The 19,635-nt window shown below is 60.4% G+C and carries 24 protein-coding genes; 23 read left to right on the plus strand and 1 reads right to left on the minus strand.

From position 1 onward, the window contains the following. Nucleotides 1–18: 18 nt before the first annotated feature. From Tel_16230 to Tel_16325, 20 genes are all read left to right on the plus strand, one after another. Nucleotides 19–849, plus strand: coding sequence for an ABC transporter ATP-binding protein (locus Tel_16230; GenBank protein ID ALP54573.1), 831 nt, complete (start codon nucleotides 19–21; stop codon nucleotides 847–849). Beyond that, entirely contained in the window at nucleotides 846–1,622 is a 777-nt protein-coding gene (locus Tel_16235; protein ID ALP54574.1) for an ABC transporter permease, read from the plus strand. Before Tel_16230 ends, Tel_16235 begins: the two co-directional genes overlap by 4 nt. A gap of 11 nt (nucleotides 1,623–1,633) precedes the next feature. Beyond that, entirely contained in the window at nucleotides 1,634–2,107 is a 474-nt protein-coding gene (locus Tel_16240; protein ID ALP54575.1) for an outer membrane lipid asymmetry maintenance protein MlaD, read from the plus strand. Nucleotides 2,108–2,115: 8 nt separating this feature from the next. Then, nucleotides 2,116–3,453, plus strand: coding sequence for a hypothetical protein (locus tag Tel_16245; protein ID ALP54576.1), 1,338 nt, complete (start codon nucleotides 2,116–2,118; stop codon nucleotides 3,451–3,453). Further along, nucleotides 3,450–4,058 (plus strand): hypothetical protein, encoded by a 609-nt coding sequence (locus Tel_16250; protein ID ALP54577.1) that lies wholly within the window; start codon nucleotides 3,450–3,452, stop codon nucleotides 4,056–4,058. The genes Tel_16245 and Tel_16250 overlap by 4 nt, the downstream gene beginning before the upstream one ends. Next, nucleotides 4,055–4,363: a hypothetical protein gene (locus Tel_16255; GenBank protein ALP54578.1), complete on the plus strand. Its 309-nt coding sequence runs from the start codon at nucleotides 4,055–4,057 to the stop codon at nucleotides 4,361–4,363. The genes Tel_16250 and Tel_16255 overlap by 4 nt, the downstream gene beginning before the upstream one ends. An 87-nt stretch (nucleotides 4,364–4,450) precedes the next feature. Beyond that, nucleotides 4,451–4,693 (plus strand): BolA family transcriptional regulator, encoded by a 243-nt coding sequence (locus Tel_16260; GenBank protein ID ALP54579.1) that lies wholly within the window; start codon nucleotides 4,451–4,453, stop codon nucleotides 4,691–4,693. Further along, on the plus strand, nucleotides 4,694–5,953 hold the full coding sequence (locus Tel_16265; GenBank protein ALP54580.1) for a UDP-N-acetylglucosamine 1-carboxyvinyltransferase: 1,260 nt from the start codon (nucleotides 4,694–4,696) through the stop codon (nucleotides 5,951–5,953). 12 nt (nucleotides 5,954–5,965) lie between these two features. Next, the gene (gene hisG / locus Tel_16270; GenBank protein ID ALP54581.1) at nucleotides 5,966–6,619 is read left to right on the plus strand and encodes an ATP phosphoribosyltransferase; all 654 of its coding nucleotides are present in this window, start codon (nucleotides 5,966–5,968) and stop codon (nucleotides 6,617–6,619) included. An 11-nt stretch (nucleotides 6,620–6,630) separates the two neighbouring features. Then, nucleotides 6,631–7,938 (plus strand): histidinol dehydrogenase, encoded by a 1,308-nt coding sequence (locus Tel_16275; GenBank protein ALP54582.1) that lies wholly within the window; start codon nucleotides 6,631–6,633, stop codon nucleotides 7,936–7,938. A 53-nt stretch (nucleotides 7,939–7,991) separates the two neighbouring features. Further along, entirely contained in the window at nucleotides 7,992–9,092 is a 1,101-nt protein-coding gene (locus Tel_16280; GenBank protein ALP54904.1) for a histidinol-phosphate aminotransferase, read from the plus strand. Nucleotides 9,093–9,209: 117 nt separating this feature from the next. Then, the gene (locus Tel_16285) at nucleotides 9,210–9,803 is read left to right on the plus strand and encodes an imidazoleglycerol-phosphate dehydratase (protein ALP54583.1); all 594 of its coding nucleotides are present in this window, start codon (nucleotides 9,210–9,212) and stop codon (nucleotides 9,801–9,803) included. Nucleotides 9,804–9,839: 36 nt separating this feature from the next. Continuing rightward, nucleotides 9,840–10,490 (plus strand): imidazole glycerol phosphate synthase subunit HisH, encoded by a 651-nt coding sequence (gene hisH / locus Tel_16290; protein ID ALP54584.1) that lies wholly within the window; start codon nucleotides 9,840–9,842, stop codon nucleotides 10,488–10,490. A 25-nt stretch (nucleotides 10,491–10,515) separates the two neighbouring features. Continuing rightward, a complete protein-coding gene (locus Tel_16295) occupies nucleotides 10,516–11,247 on the plus strand; it encodes a 1-(5-phosphoribosyl)-5-[(5-phosphoribosylamino)methylideneamino] imidazole-4-carboxamide isomerase (GenBank protein ALP54585.1) in 732 nt (243 codons plus the stop codon). Continuing rightward, nucleotides 11,247–12,014 (plus strand): imidazole glycerol phosphate synthase subunit HisF, encoded by a 768-nt coding sequence (locus Tel_16300; protein ID ALP54586.1) that lies wholly within the window; start codon nucleotides 11,247–11,249, stop codon nucleotides 12,012–12,014. Before Tel_16295 ends, Tel_16300 begins: the two co-directional genes overlap by 1 nt. Further along, entirely contained in the window at nucleotides 12,011–12,397 is a 387-nt protein-coding gene (hisI, locus tag Tel_16305) for a phosphoribosyl-AMP cyclohydrolase (GenBank protein ID ALP54587.1), read from the plus strand. The genes Tel_16300 and hisI overlap by 4 nt, the downstream gene beginning before the upstream one ends. A 7-nt stretch (nucleotides 12,398–12,404) precedes the next feature. Then, nucleotides 12,405–12,767, plus strand: a complete 363-nt coding sequence (locus Tel_16310; protein ID ALP54588.1) for a phosphoribosyl-ATP pyrophosphatase — start codon at nucleotides 12,405–12,407, stop codon at nucleotides 12,765–12,767. Beyond that, nucleotides 12,767–13,024 (plus strand): hypothetical protein, encoded by a 258-nt coding sequence (locus Tel_16315; protein ALP54589.1) that lies wholly within the window; start codon nucleotides 12,767–12,769, stop codon nucleotides 13,022–13,024. The genes Tel_16310 and Tel_16315 overlap by 1 nt, the downstream gene beginning before the upstream one ends. A 17-nt stretch (nucleotides 13,025–13,041) precedes the next feature. Next, nucleotides 13,042–13,410, plus strand: a complete 369-nt coding sequence (locus Tel_16320) for a hypothetical protein (protein ID ALP54590.1) — start codon at nucleotides 13,042–13,044, stop codon at nucleotides 13,408–13,410. Further along, nucleotides 13,394–14,182 carry a twin-arginine protein translocation system subunit TatC gene (locus tag Tel_16325; protein ALP54905.1) on the plus strand — a complete coding sequence of 263 codons (789 nt, stop codon included), beginning with the start codon at nucleotides 13,394–13,396 and terminating at the stop codon, nucleotides 14,180–14,182. The genes Tel_16320 and Tel_16325 overlap by 17 nt, the downstream gene beginning before the upstream one ends. Before the next feature lie 10 nt (nucleotides 14,183–14,192). On the opposite strand, the gene Tel_16330 is transcribed toward Tel_16325, so the two are convergent. Continuing rightward, a complete protein-coding gene (locus tag Tel_16330) occupies nucleotides 14,193–15,359 on the minus strand; it encodes a hypothetical protein (protein ALP54591.1) in 1,167 nt (388 codons plus the stop codon). 60 nt (nucleotides 15,360–15,419) lie between these two features. Here Tel_16330 and Tel_16335 point away from each other — a divergent pair, with 60 nt between their 5' ends. The 3 genes from Tel_16335 (at nucleotide 15,420) to Tel_16345 (ending at nucleotide 19,625) form a co-directional block, all read left to right on the plus strand. Further along, nucleotides 15,420–16,169, plus strand: coding sequence for a metal-binding protein (locus tag Tel_16335; GenBank protein ID ALP54592.1), 750 nt, complete (start codon nucleotides 15,420–15,422; stop codon nucleotides 16,167–16,169). A gap of 540 nt (nucleotides 16,170–16,709) precedes the next feature. Then, entirely contained in the window at nucleotides 16,710–17,336 is a 627-nt protein-coding gene (locus tag Tel_16340) for a hypothetical protein (GenBank protein ID ALP54593.1), read from the plus strand. Nucleotides 17,337–17,405: 69 nt separating this feature from the next. Further along, nucleotides 17,406–19,625, plus strand: a complete 2,220-nt coding sequence (locus tag Tel_16345) for a hypothetical protein (protein ID ALP54594.1) — start codon at nucleotides 17,406–17,408, stop codon at nucleotides 19,623–19,625. The last annotated feature ends 10 nt before the right edge of the window (nucleotides 19,626–19,635 follow it).

A 19,635-nucleotide genomic window follows, 5' to 3' on the forward strand; every position in this document is an offset into this window, starting at 1 on the left:
ATCTTCGACCACTCAATCATGACGGATGACAATAATCACAACAGCGACGATGTGCTGGTCAAGATTCGCGGCCTGAGTTTCAAGCGCGGTGCGCGCATGATCTTCGACAATATCGACCTGGATATCCAGCGTGGCAAGGTGACCGCCATCATGGGGCCCAGCGGTACCGGGAAAACGACCTTGCTGCGCCTGATCGGCGGGCAGTTGCGTCCCGATGCGGGCACGGTGGAGGTGGACGGCGAGAACGTGCATCGTCTGTCCCAGACGGCGCTGTACACGCTGCGCAAGCGCATGGGCATGCTGTTTCAAAGCGGCGCCCTGCTGACCGATCTCGATGTCTATGACAACATCGCCTTTCCCATCCGCGAACACACTGAGCTGCCGGAAGAATTGATCCGCGACCTGGTGCTGATGAAGCTGGAGGCGGTGGGGCTGCGCGGCGCGCGTGAGCTGCAGCCCAGTGAACTCTCGGGCGGCATGGCACGGCGCGTCGCTCTGGCGCGCGCTATCGCCCTGGACCCCATGATGATCATGTACGATGAGCCGTTTACCGGCCAGGATCCCATCTCCATGGGCGTCATCGTGCAACTGATCCGTAAACTCAATGACGCCCTCGGCCTGACCAGCGTGATCGTCTCTCATGATGTGTCCGAGACCTCGGCCATCGCCGATTATGTCTACGTGCTGTCGGGCGGCAAGGTGATGGGCAAGGGCTCGCCCGATGAACTGGAACGTTCCGATTCCGACTGGGTGCAGCAATTCATCCACGCCGAGCCGGACGGCCCGGTGCCGTTCCACTATCCGGCGCCCGATTATGTCGAGGATCTGATGACAGGGGCGCCGGACTGATGCAGTGGCTGCGCAATCTGGGCCGTTCCGGGCTCGGCTTTTTCGAGCGCCTGGGGCGCGGCCATTTATTTTTTCTGTCCCTGATCGCCGGTCTGCCGAGTTTGCTGCCACGCCTGCGCCTGCTGTTGCAGCAAATGTATTCAGTGGGCGTACTGTCGCTGTTGATCATCGTCGTCGCCGGCCTCTTTGTCGGCATGGTGCTGGGTCTGCAGGGCTACAATACCCTGGTGGATTTCGGTGCCGAGGAGTCCCTCGGCGTCATGGTGGCCCTGTCCTTGGTGCGCGAGTTGGGGCCGGTGGTTACGGCCCTGCTGTTCGCCGGTCGCGCCGGCTCGGCCCTGAGCGCCGAGATCGGTCTGATGAAGGCCACCGAGCAGCTCTCCGGCATGGAGATGATGGCGGTGGACCCCATCAAGCGCGTGGTGGTGCCGCGCTTCGTCGCCGGTATGTTGTCCATGCCTTTGCTGGCGGCCATCTTCAGCGCCGTCGGCGTGATGGGCGGTTATTTCGTCGGTGTCGGTCTGCTGGGGGTGGACAGCGGCGCCTTCTGGTCGCAGATTCAGGACCGCGTGGATTTTTATGAGGACGTGGGCAACGGTGTCATCAAGAGTCTAGTCTTCGGTGTGGTGGTGACCTGGATCGCCGTATTCGAAGGTTACGACAGCGTACCCACCTCGGAAGGGGTGGCGCGGGCCACCACCCATACCGTGGTGCACGCCTCGCTGGCGGTGCTGGGACTGGATTTTGTCTTGACCGCATTGATGTTTGATTAAAGGAACAGCTTATGTTTCAAAACAAAAATGTAGAGATTCTGGTGGGCATCTTCATCGCCGCCGGCCTCGGCGCCTTGTTCGTGCTGGCCATGAAGGTCAGCAATCTGAGCGAGTTCGGCGAGGAGGGCGGCTATCCGCTCATCGCCCGCTTCGACAATATCGGCGGTCTCAAGGAGCGCTCGCCGGTGACCATGGCCGGGGTGCGCATCGGCCGGGTGGAACAGATCGGCTTTGATGAACAGACCTTCGAGGCGGTGGTGACACTCAAGATCCGGGAGCAGTATGACCAGCTGCCGGAGGATACCAGCGCCAGCATTTTCACCTCCGGCCTGTTGGGTGAACAGTATGTGGCCTTGGAGGCGGGCGGTTCCATGGATAACATGCAGCCCAATGATGAATTCAAGATCACCCAGTCGGCCTTGGTGTTGGAAGAACTGATCGGTCAGTTCCTGTTTAAGGCGGCGGGAGGAGGCGGCAGCGAGTGAGAACGTGTTTGGCATTGCTCTGCCTGAGTCTGGCCCTGCCGGCGGCGGCGGAGACCCTCGACCTGGATCAGGCCATCGAGCGTGCCCTGAACAGCGATCCGCGCATTGAAGAGCGGCGTCACTTCGTTGCCGCGGCGCGCGGCCAGTTGGAAGAGGTGGAAGGCCATGGCGGCTGGTTTGTGGAGAGCAACAGTTTTCTCGCCCTGGCGCCGCAGATCGAGGGCAGTATCTTCGAGAACGGCGGCTGTACGCCGGGCAATTGCGAGCTGCGCGACGACCGCTATGAATTCAGAGGCGCCTCGCTGTGGTTGAAGATCGATCTGGCCCTGCTCAAGCCGCTGCACACCTTCGGCAAGTTGGAAAACTACTCTGATGCGGCCCAGGCCAACATCCGTATCAAGGATCAGGATGTGCAGTTGCAACGCAATGCCACCGTGCTGGATGTGAAAAAGGCCTACTACGGCTACCTGGCGGCGCGCGACGGGCGCCTGGTGTTGGAGGACGTGGAAAAACGTCTGCAGGGGGCCATCGACTTGGTGCAAGGGTGGCTGGACCAAGGCGAGGGCGAGGTCAGGCAATCCGATCTCTACGCCCTGCAGTCCGGGCGGGCCCTGGTGGCCAAATACAAGGCCCAGTCCGCGGCCTTGGAAAAGGTGGCGCTGGGCGGCCTCAAGGTGCTCACCGGCATCTCCCAGGACGAGACGCTGGAGCTGGCCGACCGCCGTATTCGCCCGGTGGAATTGCCGGGTGGCAGCATGGAGGAATTGCAGTCCCAGGCCATGCGTCAGCGCCCCGAGATGGCGCAGTTGGAGGCCGGCATGGCGGCGCGCCGCGCCCTGGTGGCGGCGAATAAATCCACCAGCAATCCCGATCTGTACGCCGGGGTGGCGGCCACCCTGTCCTATGCGCCCGAGCGCAACCGGCTGGAGAACCCCTATATCTATGACCCGTTCAATGAGGCGGGCATGACGCCGCTGATCGGTCTGCGCTGGAACTGGAACCCGGGCGTCGCCGACGGCAAGATCACCAGCGCCGAGGCCGAATTGAACGCCTTGATCGCCAAGTCTTCCTTTGCCCGCAAGGGTATTCCATACCAGGTGGCGGAGCAGTATTACCAGGTACAGGGTTACCACAAGGCGGTGCAGCGTCTGGAAGAGGCCAGCCGCTCGGCGCGGCGCTGGATGATCGCCAGCTATACCGATTTCGAAGCCGGCCTGGAAAAGGCGGAAAAGATCATGACCGCCATGCAGGCCTACGTGTTGGCCATGACCGATTATTTGCAAACCACCTTTGAATACAACATGCATGTGGCACGTCTGGAAGATGCCGCGGGGAAGACGCCATGAAACGATTGATGACGATTTTTGCGCTGCTGTTGAGTTTGACAGCGGCGCCCGTGTGGGCCGCCCAGTCGGCGCAGGAGCTGGTCAGGCAGACCTCCGAACGCATGCTGAGCACGCTCAAGCAGGAACAGGCGGTGATCAAAAACAATCCCGAGCGTATCTATGAGCTGGTCAATAAGATCGTCTTGCCCCATTTCGATTTTGAATACATGTCGCAGTTGGTGCTGGGCAAGTACTGGCGCCGCGCCTCGGCGCAGCAGCGCGACGCCTTTACCGAGGAGTTCAAACAACTGCTGGTGCGCACCTACGCCACTTCGCTGAATGAATACACCGACCAGGAGATCAGCTTTCTGCCCTTTAGGGAAGGTGGTGATCCGGAGCAGGCCCAGGTGCGCACCGAGGTGGAGCAGCCCGGCGGTTTCCCCATTCCCATTGATTACAAGCTGCATAAGAGCGGTGACGCGTGGAAGGTGTTCGATGTGGTGATCGACGGCGTCAGCCTGGTGACCAACTATCGCAGCAGTTTCTCCAAAGAGATCCGCCAGGGCGAACTGGACGGCCTCATCGCCACCCTCAGGCAGCGTAACCAGGACGTAATGAAAAAGTGAGTGCCGCCCAACAGCTCAAACGGCAGGCGCCGGGGGCGTTCAGCCTCGGCGGCGAGTTGAGCTTCGCCACCGTGCCCGATCTGGTGGGCGCCGGCGCGCGCCTGTTTGACGACGCCGCCGAGGTGGAAGTGGACCTGGCCGAGGTGGGCCGCAGCGACAGCGCCGGCCTGGCCCTGCTGGTGAGCTGGATGCGCCTGGCGCGGCGTCACGACAAGCGACTCAGTTTTCATCAGGTGCCCGAGCAGTTGGTGGGCCTGGCCAAGGTCAGCGGTGTGGCCCAGCTGCTCGCCCTGGAAACGCCTTAATAAAACCGCCCATTCAGGGTATCCTATGCGGTTCCTGATTTTTCGAATCCGGGACTTTTTCGGGATTCACAACGGACGCGCAAGCAGATGCAAGCACAACAGATCAAACAGATGATAGAGACAGGCCTGCCCGGCAGTGAGGTGCAGGTGTTGGGTGACGACGGTCAGCATTTTGATGCCGTCGTGGTGTCCGAGGCCTTTAATGGCAAGACCATGGTGCAGCAGCACCAGCTGGTCTACGCCACCCTGGCGGGGCGCATGGAGAGTGGCGCGATCCACGCCCTGGGCTTGAAGACCTATACGCCAGAGGCGTGGTCCAAGGCGCAATAGATGGACAAACTGATTATCACCGGCGGTGGCCCGCTGGACGGCGAGGTGCGTATCTCCGGCGCCAAGAACGCCGCCCTGCCCATCCTGGCGGCGACCCTGTTGGCCAGCAGTCCGGTCATGGTGCGCAACGTGCCGCACCTGCACGACATCACCACCACGATGGAATTGCTCGGCCGCATGGGCGTGGAGTTGGTGGTGGACGAAAAGCTCAACGTGGAGGTCAATCCGACCACCATCAACAGCTTCGTCGCGCCTTACGAGCTGGTGCGCACCATGCGCGCCTCCATCCTGGTGTTGGGGCCCATGCTGGCGCGCTACGGCGAATCGGATGTCTCCCTGCCGGGCGGCTGTGCCATCGGCTCGCGACCGGTGAATCTGCACATCAACGGCCTGCGCGCCATGGGCGCCGACATTGAGGTGGAGGGCGGTTACATCCGCGCCCGCGCCAAACGCCTCAAAGGCACGCGCCTGTTCATGGACATGGTAACGGTGACGGGTACCGAGAATCTGCTCATGGCCGCCACCTTGGCCGAGGGCACCAGCGTCATCGAAAACGCGGCGCGTGAACCGGAGGTGGTGGACCTGGCCAATTTTCTCATCAGCATGGGCGCCAAGATCACCGGTCACGGCTCGGATACCATCACCATCGAAGGGGTGGATGAGTTGAGCGGCAGCGAGTACAGCATCCTGCCCGACCGCATCGAGACCGGCACCTACCTGGTCGGCGCCGCCATCAGCGGCGGTCGGGTCAAGGTCAAGAACACCCGGCCGGATCTGCTCGACGCGGTGTTGAGCAAGCTGCAGGAGGCCGGCGGCAAGGTGAGCACCGGCGAGGACTGGATCGAAGTGGATATGCAAGGCCGACGGCCGCGGGCGGTGGATATTCACACCGCCCCCTATCCCGCCTTCCCCACCGACATGCAGGCCCAATTTTCGGCCCTGAATGCAGTGGCGGAGGGTTCGGGGACCATCACCGAGACGGTGTTCGAGAACCGCTTCATGCATGTGCAGGAACTGGTGCGCATGGGCGCCAACATCCGCGTCGAGGGCAATATGGCGGTGATCAACGGGGTCGAGAAACTGCAGGGCGCGCCGGTCATGGCCACCGATCTGCGCGCCTCGGCCAGTCTGGTGCTGGCGGGCCTGGTGGCCGAGGGCGAGACCGTGGTGGATCGCATCTATCACATCGACCGCGGCTATGAATGTATCGAAGAAAAATTGCAACAATTGGGCGCCCACATCCGCCGTAAGCCCGATTAAGGATTGACTGACGTGAGTAGTAATAGTCTGACCATTGCCGTTTCCAAGGGCCGCATCTTCAAGGATGCCCTGCCCTTGCTGGATGGCGCCGGCATCGTGCCCAGGGATGATCCGGAGCGGAGTCGCAAGCTGATCCTGGATACCAGCCGCGACGATGTCAAACTGGTGTTGATCCGCGCCTCCGACGTGCCTACCTATGTGGACTACGGCGCCGCCGATATCGGCATCGCCGGCAAGGACGTGCTGATGGAGTACGAGGGCGACGGCCTCTACGAGTTGCTGGATTTGAAGATCGCGCGCTGCAGGCTGATGGTGGCCGGGCCGGCGGACGGGGCGCGGGATTCCGGCCACGGTCTGCGTGTCGCCACCAAATATGTCAATTCGGCGCGCCGGTATTTCGCCAGCCAGGGCAAGCAGGTCGAGATCATCAAGCTCTACGGCTCCATGGAGCTGGCGCCGCTGGTGGGCTTGGCCGACCGCATCGTCGACGTGGTCGACACCGGCAACACCCTCAAGGCCAACGGCCTGAAACCGCTGGAGCACATCGCCGACATCAGCTCGCGCCTGATCGTCAACAAGGCATCCATGAAGATGAAGCATGCCGCTGTGAAACAGTTTATCGATGACGTGGCCCGCAGTGTGGCCAGATTCAATCCGGATGAATAAGGGAGACTCTGATGACTTCCGTTAGCGTGAAACGCTTGACGACCCAGGACGAAAACTTCTGGTCCGAACTGGACGGGTTGCTGGCCTGGGAGGGCGTCTCGGACGAGCAGGTGGCCGGGGCGGTGAAGGAGATCCTCACCAACGTACGGCGCCGCGGCGACGAGGCGGTGGTGGACTACACCAATCGTTTCGACCGCATGTCGGTGCAGTCCATGGACGAGCTGGACATCCCTCAGGCACGTATGCAAGAGGCCTTGGCGCGCATGCCGGCCGACGAGCGCAAGGCCTTGGAATTTTCCACCCAGCGCCTGTTCGCCTATCACGAATACCAGCGCGCCGAGTCCTGGTCCTACACCGAGCCCGACGGCACCCTGCTGGGCCAGAAGGTGACACCGCTGGACCGCGTCGGCCTCTACGTGCCCGGCGGCAAGGCCAGTTATCCATCATCGGTATTGATGAATGCGGTGCCGGCCAAGGTGGCGGGGGTGGAGGAGATCATTATGGTGGTGCCCACCCCGGACGGTGAGATCAACGACATGGTGCTGGCGGCGGCCGCCCTCGTCGGTGTCGACCGCGCCTTTGCCATCGGCGGCGCCCAGGCGGTGGCGGCATTGGCCTACGGCACCGACACGGTGCCCCAGGTGGACAAGATTGTCGGCCCGGGCAATATCTACGTCGCCACGGCCAAGGGTATGGTGTTCGGCACGGTCGGTATCGACATGATCGCCGGTCCGTCCGAGATCCTGGTGGTGTGCGACGGCGCCACCGACCCTGATTGGGTGGCCATGGACCTGTTCTCCCAGGCCGAGCACGATGAAGACGCCCAGTCTATCCTGGTCTCGCCCGACGCCGCGTTTCTGGACAAAGTGCAGCAAAGCATCGACAGGCTGCTGCCGGAGATGGAGCGCGAGGCCATCATCCGCCAGTCCCTGGAGGCGCGCGGTGCCCTGGTGCTGGTGGAGAATTTGGAGGAGGCCGCCCGAGTGGTCAACTACGTCGCCCCCGAGCACCTGGAGCTGTCGGTGGAGGATCCGGACGAACTACTGGAAAACATCCGCCACGCCGGGGCCGTATTCATGGGTCGCTACACCGCCGAGGCGGTGGGCGACTACTGCGCCGGGCCCAACCACGTGCTGCCCACCTCGCGCACGGCGCGCTTCTCCTCGCCGCTGGGGGTGTATGACTTTCAGAAGCGCTCCAGCCTGATCATGTGTTCGCCCGCCGGCGCCGCCTCGCTGGGCCGGTATGCCTCCACCTTGGCGCGTGGCGAGGGTCTGACGGCCCATGCCCGCTCGGCGGAGTACCGCATGAAAAAATAGCGTCGGGGCTTAATCTTTGAGTAAAATGCTTGTATAAATTAGAGAACACCAATATGGCATCGGTAATCGTGGATAAAAAAGACGAAAAGATCATTCATTTGATCCGGCCCGATGTGCAGAAGGCGCAGATCAATCGCGTGCCCCCCACCCGCGGGCTGATCAAGTTGGATGCCATGGAGAGCCCCTATCCCTGGCCCGCCTATCTGCGCGGCGAGTGGCTGGAGGAAATGCAGGGAGTGACCTTAAACCGTTATCCCGATCCCCAGTCCACCGAACTCAAGGCGGCGCTGCGCCAGGTATTCGACATTCCGGCCAATATGGATCTGATGCTGGGCAATGGCTCCGATGAACTGATCCAGATCATCAACCTGGCCCTGGCCGGGGCGGGACGCAAGGTGATGGCGGCGCTGCCCACCTTTTCCATGTTCCAGATGATTGCCACCTATGTGGGCATGGACTTCGTCGGCGTGCCCTTGCGCGAGGATGATTTCTCCCTCGATATGCCCGCCATGCTGGCGGCGGTGGAAAAACATCGCCCCGCGGTGATCTATCTGGCCTACCCCAATAATCCTACCGGTAATTTGTTCGCCGAGGACGAAATCGTGCGTCTGGCCCAGGCCAGTCACGGCCTGGTGGTGGTGGATGAATCCTATTTGGCCTATGCCGGCGTCAGCGTCATGGAACGACTGCAGCACCACGATAATCTGCTGATCATGCGCTCGCTGTCCAAGATGGGTCTGGCCGGACTGCGCCTGGGGTATCTGGTGGGACATAATAAGTGGATCAGTCAGCTTGAGCGGCTGCGTCTGCCCTTCAATATCAACGTACTGACCCAGTTTACCGCCGAGTTTGCGCTGAATTATTATGATGTGTTCCTGGAGCAGGTGGAACAGATCCGCCGCGACCGTATCTGGGTGGCGGAAAACATGCGTCGCCTGCAGGGTGTGAGGGTATTTCCCTCCGAGACCAATTTCATTCTGTTCCGGGTGGCGCAGGGCCGCGGTGACGCCATCGATGCCAGCCTGAGAGAAAAGGGCGTTCTGTTGAAAAACCTCAATAACAGCGATCCGCTGCTGCACGACTGCCTGCGCGTCACCATCGGTAAGCCCAGCGAAAATGTGGCCTTTCTGTCGGCGCTGACCTCGTCACTGTGAGCGGTCTCGCTTCAAACGGGGCGCGTTTGCGGGTATCCTGGCGGTTTCTATCTGGCTGACTTTAATTAAGTTCGTTCATGACGGGCGCTGATCGTCCGTATTTGGAGATGTTTGCAAATGGCTGAACGCAAGGCCGCGGTGGCGCGCGATACGCTGGAGACCCAAATTCAGGTCACGGTCAATCTGGACGGTGAAGGCAAAGGCGAGTTTGACACGGGGGTGTCCTTTCTCGAGCACATGCTCGATCAGGTGGCGCGTCACGGCATGATCGATCTGGCGGTCAAGGCCCGGGGCGATTTGCACATCGACGCCCACCACACTGTGGAAGACATCGGCATTGCCATCGGTCAGGCCTGCGCCCAGGCGGTGGGCGACAAGAAGGGCATTCGCCGCTACGGCCATGCTTACGTACCCTTGGACGAGGCCCTGTCCCGGGTGGTGCTGGATTTTTCCGGCCGTCCCGGGCTGGAGTTTAACGTGGATTTTCCGCGCGCCGCCATCGGCGCCTTCGAGACCGATCTGTTTTTCGAATTTTTTCAGGGTTTCGTCAATCACGCCCAGGTGACCCTGCATGTGGATGCGCTGCGCGGGCGCAATTCGCATCACATCGCCGAGACCGTGTTCAAGGCCTTCGGTCGCGCGCTACGCATGGCGCTGGAGCCCGATGCCCGCATGCAGGGCGTTATCCCTTCAACCAAGGGGGCGCTGTAAGCCAGTCCGGAGCAGCCCGTTTGAACTGACAGCCTCATGACTTCTATTGCAGTAATCGATTACGGAATGGGTAACCTGCGCTCCGTCGCCAAGGCGCTGGAGCATGTCGCCCCTTCCGCCTCTATCGCCGTGACAGCGAATGCTGAGATCATTGCGGCGGCCGAGCGCGTGATCTTTCCCGGTGTCGGCGCCCTGCGCGACTGCATGACCGAATTACGTCGTCTGGCGCTGGATCAGGTGATCCGCGAACTGGCCGCCTCGGGTAAGCCGCTGCTGGGCATTTGCCTGGGCATGCAGGCGCTGCTCGACTGGAGCGAGGAAAACGGCGGCAGCGCGGGGTTGGGGATTCTTCCCGGCAAGGTGCTGCACTTCGCCGCCGGCCAGACCGATCCGCGCACCGGCGAACCGCTCAAGGTGCCGCACATGGGGTGGAACCAGGTCCATCACAGCGGTGGACATCCTTTGTGGCGCGACATCCCCCAGGACAGCCGTTTCTATTTCGTGCACAGCTATTATGCCCGGCCTGACAATTCGGCCGACTGCGTCGGGACCACCCATTACGGCCTGGATTTTGCGTCGGTGCTGGCGCGTAAAAACGTGTTTGCCGCGCAATTTCATCCGGAAAAGAGTCAGCAGGCGGGGCTCACGCTGCTGCGTAACTTTGCTGAATGGAATGGGACACTATAATGAATGATACGTTGGGAGCGTCATCATGTTGTTAATACCCGCAATTGATTTAAAACAGGGCAAGTGTGTGCGACTGCGGCAAGGACGCATGGAGGACGACACGGTATTCTCCGATGATCCGGTGGCCGTGGCCGGACGCTGGGTCGAGGCCGGCGCCAAGCGCCTGCACCTGGTGGACCTGGACGGTGCCTTCGCCGGCAAGCCGGTCAACGCCGCCGTGATCCGCGATATCGCCGCTGCCTTTCCCGACCTGCCCATCCAGGTGGGCGGCGGTATTCGCGACGAAGAGACCATCGACACCTATCTGGCCGCCGGGGTGCAATACGTCATCATCGGCACCAAGGCGGTGAGTGCGCCGCACTTCGTCGGCGATGTCTGCGCCGAATTCCCCGGTCATATCATCGTCGGGCTGGATGCCAAGGACGGCAAGGTGGCCATCGACGGTTGGTCCAAGCTGTCCCATCATGACATTATCGACCTGGCCCAGCATTTCGAGCGCGACGGCGTGGAGGCCATTGTCTATACCGACATCAGCCGCGACGGCATGATGCAGGGCGTGAATGTCGACGCCACCCGTAAGCTGGCGCGCGCCATTACCATCCCGGTTATCGCCTCGGGCGGCGTCACCGATATGGACGACATCCGCGCCCTGCAGGCGGCCGCGGAGGACGGTATCATGGGCGCCATCCTCGGTCGCGCCATCTATGAGGGCCGTATCGACCTGGCCGCAGCGAACGCGTGGGTGAGTGGCGACTGATGCCCTTGGCCAAGCGCATCATCCCCTGTCTCGACGTAGATGCCGGCCGGGTGGTGAAGGGGGTGCAATTCCTCGGCATCCGGGATGCCGGCGACCCGGTGGAGGTGGCCAAGCGCTATAACCTGGAGGGCGCCGACGAGCTGGTGTTCCTGGATATCACCGCCAGTCACGAAGAGCGCGAGACCATGGCGCACGTGGTGGAGCAGGTCGCCTCCGAAGTGTTCATCCCGCTTACCGTCGGCGGCGGCATCCGCGACAAGGCCGACATTCGCCGCATGCTCAATGCCGGCGCCGACAAGGTGGCCATCAACACCGCAGCGGTCAACCGGCCAGAATTCGTGCGCGAGGCGGCCGAGTCCTTCGGCTCCCAGTGCATCGTGGTGGCCATCGACGCCAAACAGGTGGGGCAGGACCCGCCCACGTGGGAGATCTTCACCCACGGCGGGCGCCAGCCCACCGGCCTCGACGCCGTCGCATGGGCGCAGAAAATGGTCGAGCTAGGCGCCGGCGAGATCCTGCTCACCAGCATGGACCGTGACGGCACCCGCGACGGGTTCGATCTGGCCCTGACGCGCGCCGTGTGCGAGGCAGTGAGCGTGCCGGTGATCGCCTCCGGCGGCGTCGGCACTCTGGAGCATCTGGCCGACGGCGTGCAGCAGGGCAAGGCCGATGCCGTGCTGGCCGCCAGCATCTTCCATTTCGGCGAATACAGCGTGCAGCAGGCCAAGCAGTGCATGGCCGGGCGCGGCATTGAGGTCAGGCTGTGAGCTGGTTGGACGAGATCGAGTGGAGCGCCGACGGCCTGGTGCCGGTGATCGCCCAGGAGACCGGCAGCGGGCGGGTACTGATGTTTGCCTGGATGAACCGCGCGGCCCTGGCCGAGACCGCCGCCGACGGCTACGCGGTGTACTGGTCGCGTTCGCGCCAGCAGTTGTGGCGTAAGGGCGAGCGCTCCGGCCACCGGCAGCGGGTGATCAGCATAAACCTTGATTGCGATGAGGATGTGATCCTGCTGGAAATTGAACAGCAGGGCGGCATTGCCTGTCATACTGGGCGCAAGAGCTGTTTTTACCGCCGTCTCGAGGACGGTGAGTGGAAGACGGTGGAGCCGGTACTCAAGGATCCGGCCGAGATCTACGCGGGCAAGTGAGGCATTAATGGAATCCAGCCAGGTACTGCAGGAACTGGCCCAGCTGCTGGAGTCGCGCAAGGGGGCGGACGCAGATTCCTCCTATGTGGCCGGCTTGTACGCCAAGGGCCTGGACGCCATTCTGAAGAAGGTCGGCGAAGAGGCCACCGAGACGGTGATGGCGGCCAAGGACGGTGACCCGGACAAGTTGGTCTACGAGGTCGCCGATTTGTGGTTTCACACTCTGGTGCTGCTGGCGCAGCAGGGGTTGGCACCGGAGGCCGTGCTTACAGAGCTGGCGCGCCGCTTCGGTATTTCCGGTATTGAAGAAAAGGCGGCGCGGGGTCAGAATAAACAGCTTTCGGCGCGGCGCGATTTTGGAGAAGAGTGATGGGATTTGGTGGCATTAGTATCTGGCAGTTGTTGATTGTTCTGGTGATTGTATTGTTGCTGTTCGGCAGCAAGAAACTGCGCGGGCTGGGCTCGGATCTGGGCAGTGCGGTGAAGGGCTTTCGCGGCGCCATGGGCGAGGCCGAAAAAGACGAAGACAAGCCCAAGGATGAACCGGCCAAGTTGGACCAGGCCGACAGCAGCGAGGCGCGGGTGATCGAAGGCGAGGCCGGCGAGCGGGACAAGAAAAAGGTTTAGCCCGGGCCTGATTTGCCATGTTCGACATCGGCTTCCTGGAAATCGTGCTGATCACCGTGGTGGCCTTGCTGGTGGTCGGTCCCAGCGAGTTTCCCGGCCTGGTGCGTAACATTGGCCGCGGCCTGGGTAAGGCGCGGGCCTTTCTCAGCTCGGTCAAATCCGATCTTGATTACGAAATCGACAAGGCCAACGAGATCAAGCAGCTGATGGAAAAAGAGGCCGAGATCGCCCGGCTCCACGAAATAATCGAAAACAATGCCGCGACCGTGCCCGTTCAGGGTAAGCCGGCTGAAGAACCCAGCAGGGTCGAGAAGTCAGATGAGCTCAGCCAAGCCGAGACCGACCAAGAGTCGCCGCAGCCGGTCAGTGATCGGCGACCGACTTAATACCCGCTCGACGCGCGACCGCAATCAGGAGCAGCAGGGACTGATCGGCCACCTGATCGAACTGCGCTCGCGCCTATTGCGTATCTTCTTGTCCATCGGTCTTATTTTTCTGCCGCTGGCCTTCTTCGCCAACGATCTCTACGCCCTGCTGGCCATGCCGCTGTTGGCGCATATGCCGCAAGGCACCAGCATGATCGCCACCGAAGTGGCCTCGCCCTTTCTGACGCCGTTCAAGTTTGCCCTGGTGCTGGCCATTTTTCTCGGCATGCCGGTGATCCTGTATCACTTCTGGGCCTTTATTGCGCCGGGGCTGTACGTCCACGAACGTAAGATGATGCTGCCCCTGTTGGCGGGCAGCACCGCGCTGTTTTACGGCGGGGTGATATTTGCCTACTACGTCGTGTTTCCGCTGATCTTCGGGTTTTTTCTCAGCGTCGTGCCGCAGGGCGTGGCGGTGATGACCGACATTAGTAAGTATCTCGATTTTGTTCTCAAGATCTTTTTTGCCTTCGGTTTGGCCTTTGAGGTACCCATTGTCACCATCGTCTTGGTCTGGGCCGGCGCCACCACGCCCGAACAGCTGGTCGCCAAGCGTCCTTATGTGATTGTGGGGGCCTTTGTGCTGGGGATGTTGTTTACCCCGCCGGACATGATTTCGCAAACCCTGTTGGCGATTCCCATGTGGTTGTTGTTCGAGATCGGCGTGGTGTTGTCACGCATGGTGGCCAAGCGCCAGGCCGAGCGGGACACGGCCGAAGAGGAACAGTCTTAAGCCGGATTTCTCAGCGGGCTTGCTCCAACAGTGGTTGCGGCCGCTCGCCGATGACCACCTCCAATGTTTGCGTTTGACCCTGACGCAGGATTTCCACCTCCAATACCGTGCCTGGTGCAAGGCTGGCGATGACATTCATTAGTGAGCGACTGCCGCTGACTGGCTCATTGTTGACGCGCACGATGACGTCGCCCGGTTGCAGCCCGGCCTCAGCGGCCGGTCCGTCGGGCTGGATGCCAGCGATCAACGCGCCCTGGATGTCGCCCAGACCGAAGGATTCGGCCAGGCTGTCGCTCAGGTCCTGTACCTCCACGCCCAGCCAGCCACGCAGCGGCCGGCCGTGTTCGATGATCTGTTTCATCACGCCCTTAGCCAGGCTTACCGGAATGGCGAAGCCGATCCCCTGCGAACCGCCGGAGCGGGAAAAAATGGCGGTGTTAATACCGATCAGCTGCCCCGCGGTATTGATCAAGGCGCCGCCGGAGTTGCCGGGATTGATGGCGGCGTCGGTCTGGATGAAGTTTTCGAAGGTGCTGAGTCCCAGTTGCGAGCGGCCGGTGGCGCTGACGATGCCGCTCGTGACGGTCTGACCCACGCCGAAGGGGTTGCCGATGGCAAGCACTACGTCGCCGACGCGCAGGGCCTCGGACTGGCCGAACGTAATGGCCGGGACGTTGCTGATGTTGACCTTGAGCACGGCCAAATCGCTTTCTGGGTCGGTACCGACGATGGCGGCGGCGGCGGTGCGGCCGTCGTGTAGCGCCACTTCGATTTCGTCGGCACCCTGGATGACATGATTATTGGTGAGGATGAAGCCTTGGTCGTTGACGATGACGCCGGAGCCCAGGCTGTTTTCCAGGCGCTGTTGCGGCGCGGGCGCGCGGTCGCCGAAAAAACGTCGAAACAGGGGGTCCTCGAACAAGGGGTTGGCGCGTTGTGTTACCACCTTGCGCGTGTAGACATTGACCACGGCGGGCGCGGCGATATCGACCGCATGGGCATATGAGGCCAGGCCGCTTTCGATTGCCTGGCGCGTGGGAGAGGGGGCTTCAATAAATTCTACGCTTGGTCTACTCTCGAATGCCTCGGGCTTGAACAGCAACAACAACACGAAGGCGAACGCCAAACCGGCGGTGATTGCTTCGGTCGCGAAGGAGAGCAGTTTTCGTAGTTGCATCGTTGGGCGTATCTTGAGTAAGTTGGCAGCCAATGTTAACGCAAAGCGTAGGATAAGTGCATGGTTCAATTGGAAGAGCTGGTAAATTTTTGTGACGAACTGCTGGCCGCGAATAGCTTTGGCGACTATGCCCCCAATGGACTGCAGGTGGAAGGGGCGGTGCAGGTCAACAAGATTGTTTCCGGCGTAACCGCCAGCCAGGCCTTGATCGAGGCGGCGGCGGCCAACGATGCCGATGTCCTGTTGGTGCATCACGGCTTTTTTTGGAAGGGCGAATCGGCGTGTATCACCGGCATCAAAAAACGCCGCATTGCACGCTTGTTGGCGGCCGACATAAGTTTGCTGGCCTATCATTTACCCTTGGATGCCCATCCCGATATCGGTAACAATGCGCAGCTCGCGCGCCGCTTGGGGCTTCAGGTGGAAGGGCGTTTCGGGCGTGACGCGCTTGGCATGGTCGGGCGTCTGCCGCAGCTGATGACGAGCGCCGAACTGATTCAGCATATCAGCGTTAGGCTGGGACGGCAGGCGATCCATCTGGGTGAAGGTGACGCGCAAATCGAACGGGTCGCTTGGTGCACAGGGGCGGCGCAAGGATATATCGAGGCGACACCGGGCTTGGGGGTGCAGGCCTATATCAGCGGTGAAATGTCCGAGCAGACGACCCACTTTGCCAGGGAGACCGGCATCCATTATGTGTCGGCCGGCCATCATGCCACGGAACGTTACGGTGTGCAGGCCTTGGGTGAGTTACTGGCGCGGCAATTCGGCCTGACACATCAGTTTATCGACATCGACAACCCGGTTTGAGTTTCTCGCAGAGCGGCCGTCGCCAGCCCAGTTGAGACCGCCAAAAGAGAAAGTTTTGTACAACTTTTTGGCGCGATTGATGCCCTGATAGTTTGATTTTCAGGGTGGCGGAAAACTTGAGTGCTTAGCGTTGACATTGAGAATAAAAGTGTTCTAGGATGCCGAAACGCTCGATAAAGATGGTCGACTATAACCCGGCAATGGCTGGGGATAAATGCAAAAAATGGCCATAACAAATAAAATCAGAGCTTAATGCCTGGTTATAGAAAATTAGGCCGGTGTTTTGTGTTAAGCTGTGAAATCGGAGAGGGAGTAACGCTGGCCGAGGTACGTCACAGCAAAAAATAACAACAACAGAATAACCTTTCCGTCGGAATATATTAGGGATAGCCAAGTCAGTTTATAAGTTTATAGTGTTGAGCCCGTAACAGGCTGAGTGGTTCGTCCGCTTGTTGGCTGTTTCTCGCTGCGGGGCTTGGCGCTGGTGTGTTTTCTTTCAATTGAAGCCTACGTGGGATCTACAACGGATCGAGGACTGAGATGTTTGTGAGTGAAAAATTTCTCTCTATAGGGGGCGGAAATAAGGCCGGCCATGCGAGTGTCAACAAGGGGCTTGCCGTGTTTTTCGCGATGCTGGCGGCTGCCTTCTTTGTGAATGTCGCGCAGGCGGAAGTGCCGAATGCCGTGCCGCCTAAGGGGACGCATGACGGCGAGCATGTGCCGCAACCCATCGAGTTTCCGCACGACATTCATGCCGACATCAACGACATCAACTGCATGTATTGTCACACCTATGCACGTCGCAGCAAGGTGGCCGGAATCCCGCCCACCAGCAAATGCATGGGGTGCCATTCGGTCATCGCAACCGACAAGGATCGTATCAAGAAGCTTACGGAATATTGGGAAAACAATGATCCGCCGAAGTGGAAAAAGGTCCATGACGTGCCGGATTATGTGCATTTCACTCACGAGAAACATCTGCAGCGATTTGTGTTTAACAACGAAGGTATGAAGGTGGAGAACGTCTCCGAAGTCTGTGCCTTCTGTCATGGCGACGTTAAGAAAATGACTGTGGCGCGCAAGGTTAAGCCGCTGAACATGGGCTTCTGCGTGCGTTGTCATGAAGCGAACGACGGTCCTTTCGATTGCTGGAAGTGCCACAAGTAACCTCGGGTGGGCTGGGGCCTGGCGTCCGGCCGTCAATTTTTAACTAATATATTTAACGGATGATTTGTTATGAGTGGTAACGATATCAACCGCAGAGACTTCCTGAAATTCATGGGGATCGGTGGCGTCGGTGCCGCGACCTTGAGTGGTTGCGACATGCCCACCACCATCACCCTTGAGGAGGGTAAGGAAGACGTGGTTTCCTACCTGGCGCCGGAAGAATATGCGATACCGGGTATTGGCATCTATTTTGCATCCACCTGTCAGCAATGTCCTTCGGGCTGTGGTGTGCACGGCCGGGTTCGCGAAGGTCGTTTGTTGAAGCTGGAAGGCAATCCCGCAGCCATGAACGGCAGGGGACTGTGCCAGATGGGGCAGGCCAGCGTGCAAAGTCATTACAATCCCGACCGTATAACGCAGCCCATGGCGCGTAAAAATGGTGCCTTGACGCCCATCAGTTGGGACGAAGCCTGGCAATTGATGGGCGATAAGGTCTCCGGTGTGGATGCGGGGCGTAGCGCTTGGTTTACCGGGACTGTCAGCGGCCACCAGGCCAAGCTCCTGGAGGCGCTGAACGAGGCCTGGGGTAGCAAAGACCATTACGTGTACGAAGCCGTCAATAACGCGGTGGGCAAGGCGGTCAACGAGGCGGTCCTGGGTGATCCCATGCCGGCGTATCGTATCGACAAGGCCAAGTCCATATTGTCGTTCGGGGCCGATTTTCTCGGCACCTGGATGTCGCCGGTACACTTCTCGCGCGAGTACGTCAAGTTCCGCGGCGGTGACCGAGGTGTGCTGATCCAGGTCGAGCCGAAGATGACCCTGACCGGTGGTAACGCCGACCTGTGGGTGGCGGCCCGGCCCGGTACCGAAGGCGTGTTGGCTCTCGGTATCGCCAACGTGCTGCTGACCAAGAACCAGGTGAAGGGCGACAAATTGCCGCAGGCGGCCTTGGATGAAATCGCCAAGTACGATGTCAACAAGGTGACAGAAATCACCGGCGTGGGTGGCGATACCATGGTACGCATCGCCAATTACCTGACCAATCATAGCCCCAGTTTAGTGTTGTCGGGTGAGTCGGCCCATAACCATGTCAATGGTTATGAGAACGCCATGGCAGCCATGATGCTGAATGTGTTGTTGGGTAATGTGGGTAAAACCATCGAGCCTTCCAATAGCATCGCCTTCGAGGATCTCAAGGCTAAGCACGGCAACAGCCGTGCCCTGGCGGATTTCGCCAAGGCGGTGGACGGCGGCAAGTACGATGTGGTGTTTTTCCACGGTGCCAACCCCGTTTACACCGCGCCGGCGCATCTGGCGATGGCGGAGAAGTTGGCCAAGGTGCCGTTTAAGGTGGCCTTGTCTATGTTCCCCGATGAAACCACTGTGGCCGCCGACCTGGTGTTGCCGCTTTCTTCGCCATATGAAGAATGGGCCACTACGGTGGCGCCCTATCAGCCCAAAGAGGCGGCCATCAGCATATCGCAGCCACTGATGAAACAGCTCTATCCCGAAACTATGGGCCTGGGCGACCTGCTGCTGACCATGCTTAAGCACCATCAAGTCGAAGACTATGCCGATTACGGTGACTATTATGCTTATCTGCGCGCTGCTTTGGAGCAGATGCCGGCATCGGTCAAGGGCGGTAAATCCGGGGGGCAGTTCTGGTCGGCGGCGTTGCAGCAGGGCCTGATCAAGGCGCCGGCCAAGGCTGGTTCGCTCAAGGTGAGCCTGGGGAGTATCAAGCAATCGATACCCCAGGCGGGTAATGATTATCCGCTGCACCTGGTGCCATCCACCAATCAGAACATGTATGACGGTCGCAACGCCAACCTGCCCTGGTTGCAGGAGGCGCCGGATCAAATCAGCAAAGTGTTCTGGGATTCCTGGGCAGAGCTTCATCCCAAAACCGCTGCCAGACTCGGTGTGAAAGAGGGTGACTATGTCCGGGTGGAGTCGGACCAGGGCGCAATCGAGACACAGGTCTATATCCACAAAGGCGTGCATGTGGACGCTGTGTGCGTGCCTATCGGGCGCGGCCATGAGGCATACGGTCGCTATGCCGAGGGGCTCGGTGTCAATCCGCTCAAGATCCTCAGCCCAGCGGTTGAGCAGAAGAGCGGAGAGCTGGCCACCCATGCTACCCGGGTGCGGGTCAGCAAGACCGGCCGCCATGCCGAGTTACCACGCTTAGGGGGCAGCGAAACCCAGGTGGGACGCCGCTTGGTTAGTAGCATCCCAGCTGATGCTTTCAGAAGGACTGAGGGAGGCGATAACAATGTCGCTTAAGAATATACTC

Source organism: Candidatus Tenderia electrophaga (assembly GCA_001447805.1).
Lineage (GTDB): Bacteria > Pseudomonadota > Gammaproteobacteria > Tenderiales > Tenderiaceae > Tenderia > Tenderia electrophaga.

Coding starts and splice junctions, on each gene's coding strand:
- Tel_16250 (ALP54577.1), top strand. CDS start 3,450: ATGAAACGATTGATGACGATTTTTGCGCTGCTGTTGAGTTTGACAGCG.
- Tel_16230 (ALP54573.1), top strand. CDS start 19: ATGACGGATGACAATAATCACAACAGCGACGATGTGCTGGTCAAGATT.
- Tel_16240 (ALP54575.1), top strand. CDS start 1,634: ATGTTTCAAAACAAAAATGTAGAGATTCTGGTGGGCATCTTCATCGCC.
- hisH (ALP54584.1), top strand. CDS start 9,840: ATGACTTCTATTGCAGTAATCGATTACGGAATGGGTAACCTGCGCTCC.
- Tel_16320 (ALP54590.1), top strand. CDS start 13,042: ATGTTCGACATCGGCTTCCTGGAAATCGTGCTGATCACCGTGGTGGCC.
- Tel_16285 (ALP54583.1), top strand. CDS start 9,210: ATGGCTGAACGCAAGGCCGCGGTGGCGCGCGATACGCTGGAGACCCAA.
- Tel_16300 (ALP54586.1), top strand. CDS start 11,247: ATGCCCTTGGCCAAGCGCATCATCCCCTGTCTCGACGTAGATGCCGGC.
- Tel_16295 (ALP54585.1), top strand. CDS start 10,516: ATGTTGTTAATACCCGCAATTGATTTAAAACAGGGCAAGTGTGTGCGA.
- Tel_16330 (ALP54591.1), bottom strand. CDS start 15,359: ATGCAACTACGAAAACTGCTCTCCTTCGCGACCGAAGCAATCACCGCC.
- Tel_16310 (ALP54588.1), top strand. CDS start 12,405: ATGGAATCCAGCCAGGTACTGCAGGAACTGGCCCAGCTGCTGGAGTCG.
- Tel_16280 (ALP54904.1), top strand. CDS start 7,992: ATGGCATCGGTAATCGTGGATAAAAAAGACGAAAAGATCATTCATTTG.
- Tel_16340 (ALP54593.1), top strand. CDS start 16,710: ATGTTTGTGAGTGAAAAATTTCTCTCTATAGGGGGCGGAAATAAGGCC.
- Tel_16345 (ALP54594.1), top strand. CDS start 17,406: ATGAGTGGTAACGATATCAACCGCAGAGACTTCCTGAAATTCATGGGG.
- Tel_16315 (ALP54589.1), top strand. CDS start 12,767: ATGGGATTTGGTGGCATTAGTATCTGGCAGTTGTTGATTGTTCTGGTG.
- Tel_16335 (ALP54592.1), top strand. CDS start 15,420: ATGGTTCAATTGGAAGAGCTGGTAAATTTTTGTGACGAACTGCTGGCC.
- Tel_16275 (ALP54582.1), top strand. CDS start 6,631: ATGACTTCCGTTAGCGTGAAACGCTTGACGACCCAGGACGAAAACTTC.
- Tel_16265 (ALP54580.1), top strand. CDS start 4,694: ATGGACAAACTGATTATCACCGGCGGTGGCCCGCTGGACGGCGAGGTG.
- Tel_16260 (ALP54579.1), top strand. CDS start 4,451: ATGCAAGCACAACAGATCAAACAGATGATAGAGACAGGCCTGCCCGGC.